This window comes from Escherichia sp. TW14182, from assembly GCF_000208525.1.
GTDB lineage: Bacteria > Pseudomonadota > Gammaproteobacteria > Enterobacterales > Enterobacteriaceae > Escherichia > Escherichia ruysiae.
The window spans coordinates 37,807-54,934 of sequence record NZ_AEJZ01000025.1 but is presented as its reverse complement, the minus strand read 5'-3'; the positions used below and the strand labels follow the sequence as shown (position 1 = coordinate 54,934).

The following is a 17,128-nucleotide window of genomic DNA, read 5'->3' as shown; positions in this document are numbered from 1 at the left end:
AACATACTGTTGGCAAATGCAGTACGGGGGGCATATGACCTGGTTTATTGACCGGCGTCTGAACGGCAAAAACAAAAGCATGGTGAATCGCCAGCGTTTTTTACGCCGTTATAAAGCGCAAATTAAACAGTCGATCTCCGAGGCCATCAATAAGCGTTCGGTGACCGACGTCGACAGCGGCGAGTCCGTTTCTATCCCAACGGAAGATATTAGCGAACCGATGTTTCATCAGGGGCGTGGCGGCCTGCGCCATCGCGTTCATCCGGGCAATGACCATTTTGTACAGAATGACAGAATTGAACGTCCCCAGGGCGGCGGAGGTGGCTCCGGCAGTGGTCAGGGTCAAGCCAGCCAGGACGGTGAAGGTCAGGATGAATTTGTCTTCCAGATTTCGAAAGACGAATATCTCGACCTGCTGTTTGAAGATTTAGCCTTACCAAATCTGAAACAAAACCAGCAACGCCAGTTGACCGAATATAAAACGCATCGGGCAGGCTACACCGCTAACGGCGTTCCTGCCAATATCAGCGTGGTGCGTTCATTGCAGAACTCACTGGCGCGGCGTACCGCGATGACCGCAGGCAAGCGACGGGAACTTCATGCTCTGGAAGAAAATTTGGCCATCATCAGCAACAGTGAACCTGCGCAATTACTGGAGGAGGAACGGCTGCGCAAAGAGATTGCCGAATTACGCGCCAAAATTGAACGCGTTCCATTCATCGACACCTTCGATTTACGTTACAAGAATTATGAGAAACGCCCCGATCCCTCCAGTCAGGCCGTAATGTTTTGCCTGATGGACGTTTCCGGTTCGATGGATCAATCCACCAAAGATATGGCCAAACGTTTTTATATATTGCTGTATCTGTTTCTCAGCAGAACATACAAGAACGTCGAAGTCGTTTACATCCGCCACCATACCCAGGCGAAAGAAGTTGATGAACATGAGTTTTTCTACTCACAGGAAACTGGCGGCACCATTGTTTCCAGTGCCCTGAAACTGATGGATGAGGTGGTGAAAGAGCGTTATAACCCGGCGCAGTGGAATATCTATGCTGCACAAGCGTCAGACGGCGATAACTGGGCTGATGACTCTCCGCTTTGCCATGAGATTCTGGCGAAAAAATTGTTGCCCGTTGTTCGTTATTACAGCTATATCGAAATTACCCGCCGCGCTCATCAAACATTGTGGCGGGAATATGAGCATCTGCAATCTACTTTCGAAAACTTTGCGATGCAGCATATACGCGATCAGGATGATATTTATCCCGTGTTCCGCGAGCTATTCCATAAACAAAATGCAACGACTAAAGACTAAAATAGTCAGCCGGGTCATTGTTACCTGGCTGATTTTTAGCTCACTGTAAATTAATTCATTTATTACATACATTACCTTACAATTGTTTTAAATATGTCAGCATCAGCTTTACAGAATTTAGTTCCATAAAAAAATCATTCGGAAAAAATGATTCTGTTAACACGCTTTTTTTCAGGGGTATTCTTTAATTATTTTTTCATCGGCAAAGAAATTTGATCCTGGTCAAAACTATATATCTCTGCCATCAATAAAATCCAGCACTCACATTGCTCTCCTTTTTATGGTTCCTATGGGTACACAAAAATTAAAAGCACAAAGCTTTTTTATTTTCAGCTTGTTACTGACATTAATTTTATTTTGCATCACCACCTTATATAATGAAAACACCAATGTAAAACTCATCCCACAGATGAATTACCTGATGGTTGTTGTGGCTTTATTTTTCCTCAATTCCATCATCTTTCTTTTCATGCTAATGAAATATTTCACTAATCGTGATATTTTTCCAACACTTATTTTAAGCCTTGCTTTTTTAAGTGGTCTTTTCTATTTAACTGAAACTATTTTCATTATTCATAAACCTATCAATGATAACATCCTTATTCAGACGAAGGCGAATGATGTTTCAATATTATATCTATTTCGCCAGCTAAGTTTTATTTTCTTAACCGCACTGGCTCTCTACTGTTATGGACGAAATAGCATCCTGACGAACAACAAGAAAAAAACCTGTATCTTGTTGCTGGCGCTGATACCTTTTATATTTTTCCCTTTTCTGGCACATAACCTGAGCAGCTATAATCCTGACTACTCTTTATATGTCGTAGATTACTGTCCGGATAGTCATACGGCGAGCTGGGGAATTAACTACACCAAGATTTTGGTTTGTCTGTGGGCGTGTTTACTGTTTTTTATTATCATGCGTACACAATTAGCAAGCGAGATGTGGCCGTCAATTGCATTATTATGTCTGGCATCGCTCTGCTGTAACTTGTTACTACTGACTCTGGATGAATATAATTATACCATCTGGTATATCAGTCGTGGCATTGAGGTTTCGAGTAAACTGTTTGTTGTCACCTTCTTGATATATAACATATTTCAGGAACTACAACTTTCCAGCAAACTGGCGGTTCATGATGTACTAACCAATATTTATAACCGTCGTCACTTTTTCAACAGTGTAGAGTCATTACTCTCTCGCCCTGTTGTGAAGGATTTTTGTATTATGCTGGTAGATATTAACCAGTTCAAACGCATAAATGCTCAATGGGGTCATCATGTGGGCGATAAAGTTCTGGTTTCAATTGTCGATATTATCCAGCAAAGTATTCGCCCCGATGACATCTTCGCACGTCTGGATGGTGAAGTGTTTGGCTTGATATTTACCGAATTGAATACCGCCCAGGCAAAAATTATCGCCGATCGGGTGCGTAAAAATGTCGAGCTCCTGACCGGTTTTAGTAATAGATATAATGTCCCTGAACAAATGACCATCAGCATTGGCTGTGTTTTTTCCACGGGTGATACGCGTAATATCTCGCTTGTCATGACAGAAGCAGATAAAGCGTTACGTGAGGCGAAAACCGATGGCGGTAACAAAGTGATTATTCATTATATTTGAGTGCAAAATTATTCACAGCCATGCATTTTGCGTGGCTTTGGCATACAATTTATTACCAATACCCCTAAATTTCCCCTCCCCAGCGGCGCAGAGATGAGTATAATTAGCGCCCCTGTACCAGGCCGCAATCGAACTTTATCTGGTTTTCTCGTTTCACTAACCGAAGGAGTGCCATTTATCATGAAATTGCACCATAGAATGCTCCGGCATTTTATCGCCGCAAGTGTCATTGTGCTGACATCTTCCTTCCTTATTTTTGAACTTGTCGCCAGCGACAGGGCAATGAGTGCTTATTTGCGCTATATCGTCCAGAAAGCAGACTCCTCCTTTCTCTACGACAAGTATCAAAATCAGAGTATTGCCGCACATGTGATGCGCGCGCTTGCTGCTAAACAGTCTGAGGTGTCGCCAGAACAGCGACGGGCCATCTGTGAGGCTTTTGAGTCTGCCAACAATACCCATGGCTTAAACCTGACTGCCCATACTTATGCAGATTTACACGGAACATTGCAGACTGCATCCACTGACTGCGACACAATTGTCGAAGCAGCGGCGCTATTACCGGCATTTGATCAGGCGGTGGAAGGTAACCGCCACCAGGATGATTACGGTTCCGGCCTTGGGATGGCCGAAGAGAAATTTCACTATTATCTCGATCTCAATGATCGCTATGTCTATTTTTATGAGCCGGTAAATGTTGAATACTTCGCGATGAATAACTGGTCCTTCTTGCAGTCAGGAAGCATTGGTATTGATCGTAAAGATATTGAAAAAGTGTTTACCGGTCGCACCGTATTATCGAGCATTTACCAGGATCAGCGTACTAAACAGAACGTGATGAGTTTGCTGACGCCCGTCTATGTTGCCGGGCAATTAAAAGGTATTGTGTTGCTGGATATTAGTAAAAACAATCTGCGCAATATTTTTTATACTCATGATCGCCCTCTCCTCTGGCGTTTTCTCAATGTTACGCTAACCGATACAGATTCGGGACGCGACATTATTATCAATCAGAGCGAAGATAATCTGTTTCAGTATGTCAGTTACGTCCATGACTTGCCTGGCGGCATTCGTGTTTCGTTATCCATTGATATTCTTTACTTTATTACATCATCATGGAAAAGCGTTGTATTCTGGCTGCTGACAGCATTGATATTACTCAACATGGTACGGATGCACTTCCGCCTGTACCAAAACGTGACTCGTGAAAATATCAGTGATGCGATGACCGGACTGTATAATCGCAAAATATTAACGCCTGAACTTGAGCAGCGTTTGCAGAAACTGGTGCAATCCGGTTCTTCGGTGATGTTTATTGCAATTGACATGGACAAGTTAAAGCAAATAAATGACACCCTCGGTCATCAGGAGGGGGATTTAGCCATTACGTTATTAGCTCAGGCGATTAAACAGTCGATTCGTAAAAGCGATTATGCTATCCGTCTCGGTGGCGATGAATTCTGTATCATTCTTGTCGATTCGACGCCGCAAATTGCAGCACAACTGCCTGAACGTATCGAAAAACGTCTGCAACATATCGCGCCGCAGAAAGAGATCGGCTTCTCTTCCGGTATTTACGCGATGAAAGAACACGATACGCTGCATGATGCATATAAAGCTTCCGATGAGCGTTTATATGTCAATAAGCAGAACAAAAACAGCCGTTCATGATAATCTTCTGTGGTTGTTTGCTTGTAATCCCAGGAGCGTGAAATGACTGAAATGGCTAAAGGAAGCGTGACGCATCAGCGGTTAATCGCTTTATTATCACAAGAAGGCGCTAACTTCCGCATCGTTACCCACGACGCGGTGGGTAAATGCGAAGCGGTGTCAGAAATTCGTGGCACCGCTTTGGGTCAGGGTGCTAAGGCACTGGTGTGTAAAGTCAAAGGTAATGGCGTAAATCAGCATGTTCTGGCGATCCTCGCTGCCGATCAACAGGCCGACCTTAGCCAACTCGCCAGCCATATCGGTGGGTTGCGTGCTTCGCTGGCCAGCCCGGCTGAAGTCGATGAACTGACAGGCTGTGTCTTCGGTGCTATCCCTCCATTCAGCTTCCATCCAAAACTCAAACTGGTCGCCGACCCGCTACTTTTTGAGCGATTCGATGAGATCGCCTTCAATGCGGGTATGCTGGATAAATCCGTTATCCTGAACACCGCAGATTATTTACGCATTGCACAACCAGAGCTGGTCAAATTCCGTCGTACTACGTAACTAGCTGCTCCGTTCAATAAGCAGAACAGACAGCACCAGCACAACTGCAATGGCAAAAAACGATGACGTGATAATCAGTGTCTCAACGAGCATTTGATCGTTCATGGTCTTATCCCAGGAGATACCTGTTTTCACGTTATTGTTAGCGCGCACAAATGGCAATTTGATGACAATTTGCCTGATTTTTTATGCATAGCACGTAATTGTTCTCTGCTTCCTCTCATCAGCAGGCGTAAAGTAGGCAGGTTTATTATTTTTTGGCAAGGAAACCACGATGTTTGATGTCACTTTGCTGATCCTGCTCGGGTTAGCTGCGCTGGGCTTTATCAGCCGCAACACCACTGTCGCTGTTTCAATTCTGGTGTTGATCATTGTCCGCGTCACACCGTTAAGCACCTTTTTCCCGTGGATCGAAAAACAAGGACTGAGTATCGGGATAATCATTCTGACTATCGGCGTAATGGCTCCTGTAGCCAGCGGGACACTGCCACCATCGACACTTATTCACTCGTTTCTGAACTGGAAATCGCTGGTGGCAATTGCAGTAGGCGTTATTGTTTCCTGGCTTGGCGGACGCGGCGTGACCTTGATGGGCAGCCAGCCGCAACTGGTTGCCGGGCTGCTGGTGGGCACGATTTTAGGCGTGGCGCTGTTTCGCGGTGTGCCGGTCGGTCCGCTTATTGCCGCAGGTCTGGTCTCCCTGATCATCGGGAAACAGTAGTTAATCCCGCAATATATCGGCCTGGGGTTTGCCCCAGGCCTTTCTTAAACATGGTAATAAAAGCCGTTGTTGAATCATACCCCAGCATATGCGCCACTTTCTGAACACTATCGCCTTTCACTAACCTCTGAAGTGCCAGAATGAGCTGCAACTGATGACGCCACTGACGAAAGCTCAACCCCGTCTCTTTAACTATCAACCTGGCGAGATTGCGTTCACTCATCGCAAAAAAATTTGCCCATTGCCCCAATGTCCCCCATTCAACGGGCTCTTTTGCCATCGTATCCACCATCACGCGGATTTTGGGGTGTGAAGAAACGGGTAACTGCAACTGTTGTTGCGGTTGCTGAGGAAGTTCATCAAACAGCACCTGAATTAATCTGCGCGTCATTGGTTCAGCACGTTGAGCTGCTGTTCTTTTTGCCAGCGTTAAAATTAATTCACGACATAAAGGCGCAATTTTCAGCGTGCAACATTTGCCCGGCATTATCACCGCACTGGATTCAATAAATAAAAAACAAAGCTCGGCATTCGCTGTTACCTGATTACTATGCTCCACACCACCGGGAATCCATACTGCATATTGTGGCGGCACCATCCACAGCGCATTTTCCACCGTACAGGTAATGGCTCCACGCAGCGCCAGTATCAGTTGTCCTTTGCGGTGCTGATGTACAGGACTGGTCAATTCATCCTTTCCGGCATGAATACAAAATGCGACCGCCGTTTCATGGTGAAGATCGGGTTCATAACCATTGAGATTTAACCTGTGCATCATTTTGTCCGAATTTAGCGATAATTTGTCATTTTAGCTTGATTCAACATAGCAATAAAAACGCTAAGGTACAGCCTCGCTTGTAACAATGAGATATCTATGATCCGTTCAACTTCATTAAGCGGCAAAAACAGGATTGTCCTGATAGCCGGCGTTCTAATGATTGCCACCACACTCCGTGTTACCTTCACCGGCGTAGCACCGTTACTGGATACCATTCGTTCCGCTTACTCACTGACGACGGCGCAAACAGGGTTACTGACGACCTTACCTTTATTAGCCTTTGCCCTGATATCCCCTCTTGCCGCGTCGGTGGCTCGTCGTTTTGGTATAGAGCGCAGTCTGGTGGCTGCATTACTTTTGATTTGTGCTGGCATAGCACTTCGCTCTCTTCCTTCGGCTTACTTATTATTTGGCGGTACGATTATCATTGGCTGTGGGATTGCATTAGGGAATGTCTTGCTACCTGGTCTCATTAAACGCGATTTTCCCCATTCCGTCGCCAGACTTACCGGCGCATATTCCCTGACGATGGGCGCTGCAGCGGCGCTGGGGTCAGCTCTGGTGGTGCCGCTGGCTTTGAACGGTTTTGGCTGGCAGGGCGTGTTGCTCATGCTGATGTGTTTTCCTCTGCTGGCTCTATTTATATGGCTGCCGCAATGGCGTAATCGACAACATGTGAATTTGAGTACCTCACGCGCCTTACATACCCGGCGTATCTGGCGTTCGCCGCTTGCCTGGCAAGTGACGTTGTTTCTCGGTATCAACTCACTGGTCTATTACGTGATTATCGGCTGGCTTCCGGCGATCCTCATCAGCCACGGCTACAGCGAGGCACAGGCTGGTTCGCTGCATGGTTTGTTGCAATTAGCCACTGCTGCTCCCGGTTTGCTGATCCCACTTTTCTTACATCATGTGAAAGATCAGCGCGGTATTGCCGCTCTGGTCGCCTTAATGTGCGCAGTGGGTGCGGTTGGGCTCTGCTTTATGCCAGCACACGCTGTCACCTGGACTCTGCTTTTCGGTTTTGGTTCCGGGGCAACAATGATACTTGGACTAACGTTTATCGGACTGCGAGCAAGCTCTGCGCATCAGGCTGCTGCTCTTTCGGGTATGGCACAATCCGTCGGGTATCTGCTGGCAGCTTGTGGGCCGCCGCTAATGGGCAAAATACACGATGCTAACGGTGACTGGTCCACGCCACTGATTGTTGTCGCAATTCTTTCACTGCTGATGGCGATTTTTGGACTTTGCGCCGGAAGAGACAAAGAAATTCGTTGATGTCCGGTGCTATAGTGACGTGATAAATCATGCGTGAAAGGGAGAACAAACACGATGAATATTCAGTGTAAACGCGTTTATGATCCGGCTGAACAGAGCGATGGTTATCGCGTACTGGTCGACCGTCTCTGGCCGCGTGGTATCAAGAAAACAGACTTAGCACTTGATGAGTGGGACAAAGAGATCACGCCGTCAACGGAACTACGCAAAGCCTTTCACGGCGAAGCGATCGATTTTAAAACCTTTCGCGAACAATATATTGCAGAACTGGCGCAACACGAGCCAGAAGGGAAGCGGCTGGCGGAAATCGCCCAAAAACAGCCGCTGACCCTGCTCTACTCAGCAAAAAATACCACGCAAAACCATGCGCTGGTGCTGGCCGACTGGCTGCGAAGCTTGTGATTTTAGCCTGGCATCCGGCGGTTATTTTTCACCCGCCGGATGATCCCGTCGCCATAATGCCCATTCATCAATGGTTTCATCGCCCGGTAATTTGCAATTGTTGCTGACCCCTTGCGATGTCTGCACGGGAATGAGCGTACCGCCTTTCTGTTGGCAGTAGACCGACGCCGGATTCGCCATCCCAACATGCGGCGGTTTTGGTGCATCGGGCTGAGAAGTGGTTGAACATCCCGCAAGAATTAACAGGCAAGGCAGAGTAAAACTGATAATTTTCATTCGTTGATCTCACACGTTTATCTACGCCTTAGAGTATCGCGGTATCGTTTTGTTTTGCAGCACTATTTATTTTACATTCACTTAAAATATATTACGGCTAGTTTCATCTTCTTTGATGATGTTTTATCATGCCTGCAAAGATTAAATAATCAGCATTTTACCCGCCGTATCCTGGAGTTCTTTCGTGTCAGATCAGATTATTGCCCGCGTCTCGCAGTCACTCGCCTCAGAACATTCTCTGGAAAGTCTGGTTCGGCAACTTCTGGAGATGCTGGAAATGGTCACCGACATGGAATCGACCTATTTGACAAAGGTGGATATTGACGCACGTCTGCAACATATCCTGTTTGCCCGTAACAGCCAGAAAATGCACATCCCGGAGAATTTTACCGTCTCGTGGGATTACTCGTTGTGCAAACGCGCCATTGATGAAAACTGTTTTTTCAGCGATGAAGTTCCCGACCGTTGGGGTGACTGCATTGCGGCGCGCAATCTCGGTATTACCACATTCCTGAGCACGCCGGTTCACTTACCGGATGGTTCGTTCTATGGCACGCTTTGCGCCGCCAGCAGTGAAAAGCGCCCGTGGAGTGAACGCGCAGAGCAGGTTTTGCAGCTATTCGCCGGGCTGATTGCACAATATATTCAAAAAGAGGTGTTGGTTGAACAACTGCGCGAAGCCAATGCCGCCCTGATTGCGCAATCTTACACAGACTCGTTGACCGGCCTACCAAATCGACGGGCTATTTTTGATAATCTGACGACGCTGTTTTCCCTCGCTCGGCATCTGAAGCGTAAGGCAATTATTGCTTTTATCGACCTGGATAACTTCAAATTAATCAACGACCGATTTGGCCACAATAGTGGCGATCTGTTTCTTATTCAGGTTGGCGAGCGCCTCACCAGGCTACATCAGAATGGCGAGATTATTGGTCGTCTTGGCGGTGATGAATTTTTGGTCGTTTCCCTGGCTAATGAAAACGCCGATATCCAGTCACTGCGTGAGCGTATCCAACAGCAAATACGTGGAGAATATCACTTGGGTGATATTGACCTGTTTTATCCTGGCGCCAGTCTTGGCGTAGTAGAAGTGGATCCTGAAACCACCGATGCCGACAGTGCCCTACATGCTGCCGATATCGCGATGTATCAGGAGAAAAAACACAAACTGAAAACCCCTTTTGTCGCGCATTCAGACAGGCACTCCTGAGGCGTATTCACATCCTTTTCTTTGGTGGTAACATGCGAATCGGTATTGTTTTTCCCGTCGTGATCTTTATTACGGCAGTCGTATTTTTAGCGTGGTTTTTTATTGGTGGCTATGCGGCCCCAGGGGCATAAAGATGAAAAAAACAACGATTATTATGATGGGCGTGGCGATTATTGTCGTTCTTGGCACCGAGCTGGGATGGTGGTAATACCGCGTCGATAAAATAGCAAAGGCTGCCTGTAGGCAGCCTTTGTACTTTTCAGTATTAACTTTTGACTTTTCTGTAGATAAACAGCACGACAAGCGCACCAATCACGGCAACCACAAAACTACCAAAGTTGAAGCCATCGACTTTGCCAAAACCAAACAGTGTACTGATCCATCCACCAACTACGGCACCGATAATTCCCAGCAGGATGGTCATAAAGAATCCACCACCATCTTTACCAGGCATGATCCACTTCGCCAGAATACCGGCAATAAGTCCAAAAATAATCCATGACAGAATGCCCATTGTTTCCTCACTTATCTGTTTTGCATTAGCGGGTTAGTCGCTGATAAAAAGCATAGCACAACATAAGAGAGGCAAGAATTGTGATATGTGTCACAGAGCATTTTTTTTACAATGGCGCAGAATTAGCGCCATCTACATTAGCAATAATTACCAACCACAAACATCATGCTCATTTTCCGTGTCATAAGAGCGCACGGTATTGACGAGATCTTTGATCACTTCAGCCGCCACTTCTGGCACCAGTAATGTCATCGGCGTCTCTGTTTCGTAATCGACAGAAACGCCATTACTGTTATTGGTGACGGTTACGGTATACGTTGCTTTGCCCATAATTCATTTCCCGCTATGAATGACTTTCCGCTGTTTTGCACCTTCCATCAGGACTTCAGGAGCAACGAAGAAGTCGATGTTAAAATAAGTATCGTCAGTCATGGCTTCAATATTGTGCCACTTTTCCGGCGGGAACACTGCGAATTGACCTGCTTCGATGAGGATCACCTGATCAGGTTCTGCGCTGTGTTCATCAGCATAGCCGAGATATTTGACCGCCCCATGCATAACGGACAGGCGTGGATAAACACCCGGACGCGTTCCTTTATCAAGATGACGTTCGAATATTCCGGCAGGCGCAGTTTGTTTATTCCAGAAAGGTGTTGAGCGCGTATGAATGTAATTTTGTGGGATTTGCAGCATCCTTTTCCCTCCTTCGGTAAATGTGCTGAAAACCATTTATTCCAGCCGTTTCAGGGTACGCCTGATAATTTGCATTTTAAATACCATTTATTGGTTACTTTTTAGCACCATATCAGAGAAGAATCAGGGAGGATTACAGATGGGAAGCCCGCGACAACGCGGGCTGAAAGCATCAGGATTGCAGCGTCGCCAGTCGGGCAGCGAAACCCACGAACATCAAACCAATCAGTGAGTTGCCCACTTTAGCCAGTTTCTTTTTGGTACGAATGTACTGCGTGACAAAAGCACCTGAAATAATCAGGAAGCTCAAATAACAGAAGCTTACCAGTTCCAGCGTTGTCGCCAGAATAAAGAATGAAATCCCCGTATGTGGCGCATTAACATCGATAAACTGTACGAAAAACGACACATAGAACAAAATGGCTTTTGGATTGGTCAGACTCAAAATTAACGCACGCTTGAAAATAGCGCCATATTGAGGTTCATCTGATTTGGCCTCGCTATTTTTACCCTTCAGAGTTGCGTAAAGAATTTTACTCCCCAGATAGAGCAAATAAAACGCGCCAAGATAACGTACAATATTGAATAATATCGGTGTGGTCTTAATTAAGGTTGCTACACCGGCCCACGCCAGAAACATCAATACTGCATCGCCAATAAATACACCACAGGCCGCAAGATAACCGCCTTTCACTCCACTACTAACGCTATTTTTAAGCACAAACAGGGTATTCGGCCCTGGCACCAGCACGATAAAAATGGCCCCAACCAGATAGGTCCAGTAATTCAGAACCCCATATTCTGCGAACACATTAACCTCTTTAATTCTCTTTGGATCATGCGCGATTAAAGGTGAATATGCTAACCAATCCGCAACGGCTTAGAAAGGAGAAAATCAGGTTTTAACCTGACAACAACCTGAGAATAGAGTAAAAAATTGCACTCATTCCAGTGAAAAATTCGGGTAATGATTTGCAAAATACTGGCGCAAAAACTCTACCGTAATCCGTACTTTTGCGGATGTCGCCAGCCTTGAGACATAAACAGCCCAGACATTTGCTGGCTGATAATATTCAGGTAAAACCTGTACCAGATGCCCACTGGCAATATTTTCACTAACGTCCCACCAGGAGCGCAACGCAATTCCCTGCCCATCGAGACACCACTGATGGACAATTTCACCATGATTAGACGACATCGATCCGGTGACTTTAATGGCATGGTGACCTTCTTTATTGCGCAATTGCCAGACACCAAACGGATGATCGCGCTCTTTTATGACCAGGCAGGGTAACGCAGAAAGATCCGTTAAATGTTTCGGTGCACCATATCGCGCAATAAACCCCGGCGATGCGCAGAGAATACGGTAATTGGTCGCCAGTTTGCGGGCAATTAAGTTAGGTGCAATGTCGTCGCCAATACGAATATCCAGATCGACCCCTTCATTGACCAAATCGACCAACCGGTCTTCCACATCAAAACGTAACTCCAGTTGCGGATACGCTTTCGCAAGTGCTGACAGTGCCGGAGCTACCACCTGCCGTCCAAAACCAAAACTGCTGATAATACGCAGCATTCCCTGCGGCACCTGGCGCACGTCGGAAAGCTCATCCATCATCTGCCCGACATCCTGCAATATGCGCTGCGCCCATTCATAAATCCGCTCGCCTTCCTCGGTAATGGTGACGCGACGGGTGGTGCGGTGTAATAGCACCACGTTTAAGGTTTGCTCCAGCAAGGCGATGCGCTTGCTGACGAAGGCCGGTGAAACGCCTAATTCTTCCGCCACGGCAGCAAAACCGGCCCGGCGAGCCACCAGCATAAAGACGCGCAAATCGTTCAGCAGCGGTAAATTATTCATGATTCGTGTTTTATGTTTCACCAGTTGCGGGGATTAATTCCTGATCAGTCAATTATAGGATGGTGGAGTTGTCAATTTTGCTGATCAGGAAGTGAGAACCTAATGATGAAAACGATGCGTATTGCTGCGATCCCTGGAGACGGGATTGGCAAAGAAGTCCTTCCTGAAGGGATTCGTGTGTTACAAGCTGCTGCTGAACGCTGGGGCTTTGCCTTAAGTTTTGAGCAGATGGAGTGGGCAAGTTGCGAGTATTACAGCCATCACGGCAAAATGATGCCGGACGACTGGCATGAACAACTCAGCGGTTTCGACGCTATCTACTTTGGTGCCGTCGGCTGGCCGGACACCGTTCCGGATCATATTTCGTTATGGGGGTCGCTGCTGAAATTTCGCCGCGAGTTTGATCAGTACGTTAACCTGCGCCCGGTACGCCTCTTTCCCGGCGTTCCCTGCCCACTGGCGGGTAAACAGCCTGGCGACATCGATTTTTACGTGGTGCGCGAAAATACGGAAGGCGAATACTCGTCTCTGGGCGGTCGACTGAATGAAGGAACGGAACATGAGGTTGTCATCCAGGAATCGGTATTTACCCGCCGTGGCGTCGATCGCATTTTGCAATATGCTTTTGAGCTAGCACAAAGCCGCCCGCGCAAAACCCTGACTTCTGCCACGAAATCTAACGGTTTAGCCATTAGTATGCCGTACTGGGATGAGCGAGTAGAAGCAATGGCAGAAAATTACCCGGAAATCCACTGGGACAAGCAGCATATTGATATTCTCTGCGCGCGCTTTGTGATGCAGCCGGAACGCTTTGATGTGGTGGTAGCGTCTAATTTATTTGGCGATATTCTTTCCGATCTTGGCCCGGCCTGCACCGGCACCATCGGCATTGCCCCATCCGCTAACCTGAATCCGGAACGCACTTTCCCGTCGCTCTTCGAGCCAGTCCACGGCTCTGCGCCGGATATCTACGGTAAAAATATTGCCAACCCTATCGCCACGATTTGGGCCGGGGCAATGATGCTGGATTTCCTTGGCAATGGCGATGAGCGTTTCCAGCAAGCGCACAACGGCATTCTGGCAGCGATTGAAGAAGTGATTGCTCACGGGCCGAAAACACCCGATATGAAAGGTAATGCCACCACGCCACAGGTTGCCGACGCGATTTGCAAAATTATTTTGCGTTAAGGTCAAACCAGTTTATTTGAACCGCGTCACTGACGCGGTTTTTTTATTCGTTCTTTACAGTAAATAACCTGCGTCATTTCACCTTTTATTGTTTCCGTTTCGTGTTTTATGGCTTTCCGTATTCTTAATTGTTTAATTTATGTAACATGCAAATAATCAATTTGTTAAACACGACAAAAGTTCATTACCCTGTAAATAATTACAACTGGCAAAAGCCAGCGACGGGCTTTTATGCCCAGGAGATGACTCATGATGAGCAATGTTAAGAAAAAAGATTTGCCGCTGATTAGCATCAGCCTGGTGGCCATTCTTTTCATCGCAGCCACATTAAGCCTTTTTCCGCAACAGTCGGCCGACGCGGCCAACGCAATATACAGTTTAGTTACCCGCACGCTGGGTTCCGCCGTACAGGTATTAGTTTTGCTGGCAATGGGGCTGGTAATTTATTTAGCCACCAGCAAATACGGCAATATTCGTCTTGGCGAAGGTAAACCGGAATACAGTACGCTCTCCTGGCTGTTTATGTTTATTTGCGCCGGATTAGGTTCCTCCACGCTTTATTGGGGCGTAGCGGAGTGGGCCTATTATTATCAAACGCCGGGTTTAAATATCGTGCCGCGTTCACAGCAGGCACTGGAATTTAGCGTTCCCTACTCCTTTTTCCATTGGGGCATCAGCGCCTGGGCAACTTATACGCTGGCCTCATTAATCATGGCTTACCACTTTCATGTGCGGAAAAATAAAGGGCTGAGTCTTTCCGGCATTATTGCTGCTATTACCGGCGTTCGCCCGCAAGGCCCATGGGGAAAACTGGTGGACTTAATGTTCCTGATCGCCACTGTCGGCGCACTGACCATTTCCCTTGTTGTCACCGCAGCAACCTTTACCCGTGGGCTTTCCGCGCTGACCGGTTTACCCGATAACTTCACCGTGCAGGCATTTGTGATCCTGCTTTCCGGCGGCATTTTTTGCCTAAGCTCGTGGATAGGTATCAACAACGGTTTACAACGTCTGAGCAAAATGGTCGGCTGGGGCGCGTTCCTGCTGCCATTGCTGGTTTTGATTGTCGGTCCAACCGAGTTTATTACCAACAGCATCATCAATGCCATCGGCCTGACCACACAAAACTTCTTACAGATGAGCTTATTTACCGATCCGCTTGGCGATGGTTCATTTACCCGCAACTGGACCGTTTTCTATTGGCTGTGGTGGATCTCTTACACCCCCGGCGTGGCAATGTTTGTCACCCGCGTATCACGTGGTCGTAAGATCAAAGAAGTTATCTGGGGGCTGATCCTCGGTAGCACCGTCGGCTGCTGGTTCTTCTTCGGCGTGATGGAAAGCTTCGCCATTCATCAGTTTATCAAAGGGATAATCAACGTTCCGCAGGTGCTGGAAACGTTGGGCGGTGAAACGGCTGTTCAACAAGTTCTGATGTCGTTGCCAGCCGGTAAATTGTTCCTTGCCGCTTATCTGGGCGTGATGATTATTTTCCTCGCCTCGCATATGGATGCGGTGGCCTACACCATGGCGGCGACCAGCACGCGAAATCTTCAGGAAGGTGATGATCCAGACCGTGGGCTGCGTCTTTTCTGGTGCGTGGTAATCACCCTGATCCCGCTTTCAATTCTGTTCACCGGCGCATCGCTGGAAACCATGAAAACTACCGTCGTACTTACAGCCCTTCCCTTTCTCGCCATTTTACTGGTGAAAGTGGGCGGATTTATTCGCTGGCTGAAACAGGATTACGCCGATATTCCGGCTCATCAAATTGAACATTATCTCCCGCAGACACCGGTTGAAGCCCCGGAAAAAACGCCAGTGCTCCCTGCGGGAACCATATTCAAAGGCGACAACTGAGCGCCATCATCCTAACGATAAAGGTATCCCTATGAGCAATCTGAGCCCTGACTTTGTACTACCCGGAAATTTTTGCGCTAACCCACAGGAAGCGTGGACCATTCCTGCCCGCTTTTATACTGATCAGAACGCCTTTGAACACGAAAAAGAGAACGTCTTCGCCAAAAGCTGGATTTGCGTCGCTCACAGTAGCGAACTGGCGAATGCCAATAATTACGTGACGCGTGAGATCATTGGCGAAAGCATCGTGCTGGTACGCGGCCGTGATAAGGTTTTGCGCGCATTCTATAACGTTTGCCCGCACCGTGGTCATCAATTATTGAGCGGTGAAGGGAAAGCGAAAAATGTGATTACCTGCCCATATCACGCCTGGGCATTCAAACTCGATGGCAACCTGGCTCATGCGCGTAACTGTGAAAACGTCGCCAATTTCGATAGTGACAAAGCGCAACTGGTTCCGGTGCGTCTGGAAGAATATGCCGGATTCGTCTTCATCAACATGGATCCCAACGCCACCAGCGTAGAAGATCAGTTACCAGGCCTGGCGGCAAAAGTGCTGGAAGCCTGCCCGGAAGTCCACGATCTGAAACTGGCGGCCCGCTTTACCACCCGCACGCCTGCCAACTGGAAGAACATTGTCGATAACTATCTTGAGTGCTACCACTGTGGTCCGGCGCATCCAGGTTTCTCAGACTCCGTTCAGGTTGATCGTTACTGGCACACCATGCACGGCAACTGGACGCTGCAATACGGTTTCGCCAAACCGTCCGAACAGTCGTTTAAATTTGAAGAAGGTACAGACGCTGCGTTCCACGGTTTCTGGCTGTGGCCGTGCACTATGCTGAACGTCACGCCAATCAAAGGGATGATGACGGTCATTTATGAATTCCCGGTGGATTCTGAAACTACCCTGCAAAACTACGATATCTACTTCACCAATGAAGAGCTAACCGATGAGCAAAAATCGCTGATTGAGTGGTATCGCGATGTGTTCCGTCCGGAAGATTTACGTCTGGTTGAAAGCGTACAGAAAGGGCTGAAATCGCGTGGCTATCGTGGGCAGGGGCGCATCATGGCCGACAGTAGCGGTAGCGGTATTTCCGAACACGGTATCGCCCATTTCCATAATCTGCTGGCGCAGGTGTTTAAGGACTAATGACATCGGCGGCGGTATTTTCCGCCGCCGGG

21 protein-coding genes are annotated in these 17,128 nt (G+C 47.5%); 13 read left to right on the top strand and 8 right to left on the bottom strand.

Annotation, left to right across the window (positions count from 1 at the left end; translation table 11 throughout):
* The first annotated feature begins 34 nt into the window (after window positions 1-34).
* The 4 genes from EQY_RS0102970 to yeaK all read left to right on the top strand — a co-directional run bounded on the left by EQY_RS0102970 (window position 35) and on the right by yeaK (window position 5,159).
* A complete protein-coding gene (locus EQY_RS0102970; RefSeq protein ID WP_000219690.1) occupies window positions 35-1,318 on the top strand; it encodes a YeaH/YhbH family protein in 1,284 nt (427 codons plus the stop codon).
* Window positions 1,319-1,598: 280 nt separating this feature from the next.
* The gene (locus EQY_RS0102965; protein ID WP_077629633.1) at window positions 1,599-2,942 is read left to right on the top strand and encodes a sensor domain-containing diguanylate cyclase; all 1,344 of its coding nucleotides are present in this window, start codon (window positions 1,599-1,601) and stop codon (window positions 2,940-2,942) included.
* Window positions 2,943-3,122: 180 nt separating this feature from the next.
* Entirely contained in the window at window positions 3,123-4,613 is a 1,491-nt protein-coding gene (dgcJ, locus tag EQY_RS0102960) for a diguanylate cyclase DgcJ (protein WP_024212380.1), read from the top strand.
* A gap of 42 nt (window positions 4,614-4,655) precedes the next feature.
* A complete protein-coding gene (yeaK, locus tag EQY_RS0102955; RefSeq protein WP_000138047.1) occupies window positions 4,656-5,159 on the top strand; it encodes a mischarged aminoacyl-tRNA deacylase in 504 nt (167 codons plus the stop codon).
* Here the strand turns inward: yeaK and yoaI are convergent, their stop codons facing one another.
* On the bottom strand, window positions 5,160-5,264 hold the full coding sequence (yoaI, locus tag EQY_RS0102950) for a small membrane protein YoaI (RefSeq protein ID WP_077629632.1): 105 nt from the start codon (window positions 5,262-5,264) through the stop codon (window positions 5,160-5,162).
* 169 nt (window positions 5,265-5,433) lie between these two features.
* On the opposite strand from yoaI, the gene EQY_RS0102945 reads away from it, so the two are divergent.
* Window positions 5,434-5,880 carry a DUF441 domain-containing protein gene (locus EQY_RS0102945; protein WP_000460716.1) on the top strand — a complete coding sequence of 149 codons (447 nt, stop codon included), beginning with the start codon at window positions 5,434-5,436 and terminating at the stop codon, window positions 5,878-5,880.
* Here EQY_RS0102945 and EQY_RS0102940 read toward each other — a convergent pair.
* Window positions 5,864-6,658 (bottom strand): AraC family transcriptional regulator, encoded by a 795-nt coding sequence (locus EQY_RS0102940; protein WP_000972229.1) that lies wholly within the window; start codon window positions 6,656-6,658, stop codon window positions 5,864-5,866. The genes EQY_RS0102945 and EQY_RS0102940 overlap by 17 nt on opposite strands.
* Before the next feature lie 96 nt (window positions 6,659-6,754).
* Between EQY_RS0102940 and EQY_RS0102935 the strand changes: the two genes are divergently transcribed.
* Both EQY_RS0102935 and EQY_RS0102930 read left to right on the top strand, forming a co-directional pair.
* Complete coding sequence (locus EQY_RS0102935; protein ID WP_000621408.1) at window positions 6,755-7,936, top strand: CynX/NimT family MFS transporter; 1,182 nt, start codon at window positions 6,755-6,757, stop codon at window positions 7,934-7,936.
* 54 nt (window positions 7,937-7,990) lie between these two features.
* Window positions 7,991-8,338 (top strand): DUF488 domain-containing protein, encoded by a 348-nt coding sequence (locus EQY_RS0102930; protein WP_010345838.1) that lies wholly within the window; start codon window positions 7,991-7,993, stop codon window positions 8,336-8,338.
* Between the two features lie 21 nt (window positions 8,339-8,359).
* Here the strand turns inward: EQY_RS0102930 and EQY_RS0102925 are convergent, their stop codons facing one another.
* On the bottom strand, window positions 8,360-8,614 hold the full coding sequence (locus EQY_RS0102925; protein ID WP_000691924.1) for a putative hemolysin: 255 nt from the start codon (window positions 8,612-8,614) through the stop codon (window positions 8,360-8,362).
* 184 nt (window positions 8,615-8,798) lie between these two features.
* Between EQY_RS0102925 and EQY_RS0102920 the strand changes: the two genes are divergently transcribed.
* From EQY_RS0102920 to yoaJ, 3 genes are read left to right on the top strand one after another with little or no spacing between them, the layout of a single operon-like run.
* Window positions 8,799-9,824, top strand: coding sequence for a sensor domain-containing diguanylate cyclase (locus EQY_RS0102920; RefSeq protein WP_024212379.1), 1,026 nt, complete (start codon window positions 8,799-8,801; stop codon window positions 9,822-9,824).
* Between the two features lie 32 nt (window positions 9,825-9,856).
* Window positions 9,857-9,955 (top strand): YoaK family small membrane protein, encoded by a 99-nt coding sequence (locus EQY_RS0102915; RefSeq protein ID WP_032225340.1) that lies wholly within the window; start codon window positions 9,857-9,859, stop codon window positions 9,953-9,955.
* 2 nt (window positions 9,956-9,957) lie between these two features.
* On the top strand, window positions 9,958-10,032 hold the full coding sequence (gene yoaJ, locus EQY_RS25520; RefSeq protein WP_001386836.1) for a protein YoaJ: 75 nt from the start codon (window positions 9,958-9,960) through the stop codon (window positions 10,030-10,032).
* A gap of 57 nt (window positions 10,033-10,089) precedes the next feature.
* On the opposite strand, the gene EQY_RS0102910 is transcribed toward yoaJ, so the two are convergent.
* The 5 genes from EQY_RS0102910 to dmlR all read right to left on the bottom strand — a co-directional run bounded on the left by EQY_RS0102910 (window position 10,090) and on the right by dmlR (window position 12,892).
* Window positions 10,090-10,338 carry a GlsB/YeaQ/YmgE family stress response membrane protein gene (locus tag EQY_RS0102910; RefSeq protein ID WP_000512152.1) on the bottom strand — a complete coding sequence of 83 codons (249 nt, stop codon included), beginning with the start codon at window positions 10,336-10,338 and terminating at the stop codon, window positions 10,090-10,092.
* A 147-nt stretch (window positions 10,339-10,485) separates the two neighbouring features.
* Window positions 10,486-10,668, bottom strand: coding sequence for a DUF1869 domain-containing protein (locus EQY_RS0102905; protein WP_000513737.1), 183 nt, complete (start codon window positions 10,666-10,668; stop codon window positions 10,486-10,488).
* 3 nt (window positions 10,669-10,671) lie between these two features.
* Window positions 10,672-11,031 carry a DUF1971 domain-containing protein YeaR gene (gene yeaR / locus EQY_RS0102900; RefSeq protein ID WP_000939314.1) on the bottom strand — a complete coding sequence of 120 codons (360 nt, stop codon included), beginning with the start codon at window positions 11,029-11,031 and terminating at the stop codon, window positions 10,672-10,674.
* A 172-nt stretch (window positions 11,032-11,203) separates the two neighbouring features.
* Window positions 11,204-11,842, bottom strand: coding sequence for a leucine efflux protein LeuE (gene leuE, locus EQY_RS0102895; protein WP_000457214.1), 639 nt, complete (start codon window positions 11,840-11,842; stop codon window positions 11,204-11,206).
* Window positions 11,843-11,974: 132 nt separating this feature from the next.
* A complete protein-coding gene (gene dmlR / locus EQY_RS0102890; RefSeq protein ID WP_024165134.1) occupies window positions 11,975-12,892 on the bottom strand; it encodes a DNA-binding transcriptional regulator DmlR in 918 nt (305 codons plus the stop codon).
* Window positions 12,893-12,994: 102 nt separating this feature from the next.
* On the opposite strand from dmlR, the gene dmlA reads away from it, so the two are divergent.
* The 3 genes from dmlA to yeaW all read left to right on the top strand — a co-directional run bounded on the left by dmlA (window position 12,995) and on the right by yeaW (window position 17,096).
* Entirely contained in the window at window positions 12,995-14,080 is a 1,086-nt protein-coding gene (dmlA, locus tag EQY_RS0102885; RefSeq protein ID WP_000978478.1) for a multifunctional D-malate/3-isopropylmalate/tartarate dehydrogenase, read from the top strand.
* Between the two features lie 249 nt (window positions 14,081-14,329).
* On the top strand, window positions 14,330-15,940 hold the full coding sequence (gene yeaV, locus EQY_RS0102880) for a BCCT family transporter YeaV (RefSeq protein WP_000987500.1): 1,611 nt from the start codon (window positions 14,330-14,332) through the stop codon (window positions 15,938-15,940).
* Between the two features lie 31 nt (window positions 15,941-15,971).
* The gene (gene yeaW / locus EQY_RS0102875; protein ID WP_000067840.1) at window positions 15,972-17,096 is read left to right on the top strand and encodes a carnitine monooxygenase, oxygenase subunit YeaW; all 1,125 of its coding nucleotides are present in this window, start codon (window positions 15,972-15,974) and stop codon (window positions 17,094-17,096) included.
* The last annotated feature ends 32 nt before the right edge of the window (window positions 17,097-17,128 follow it).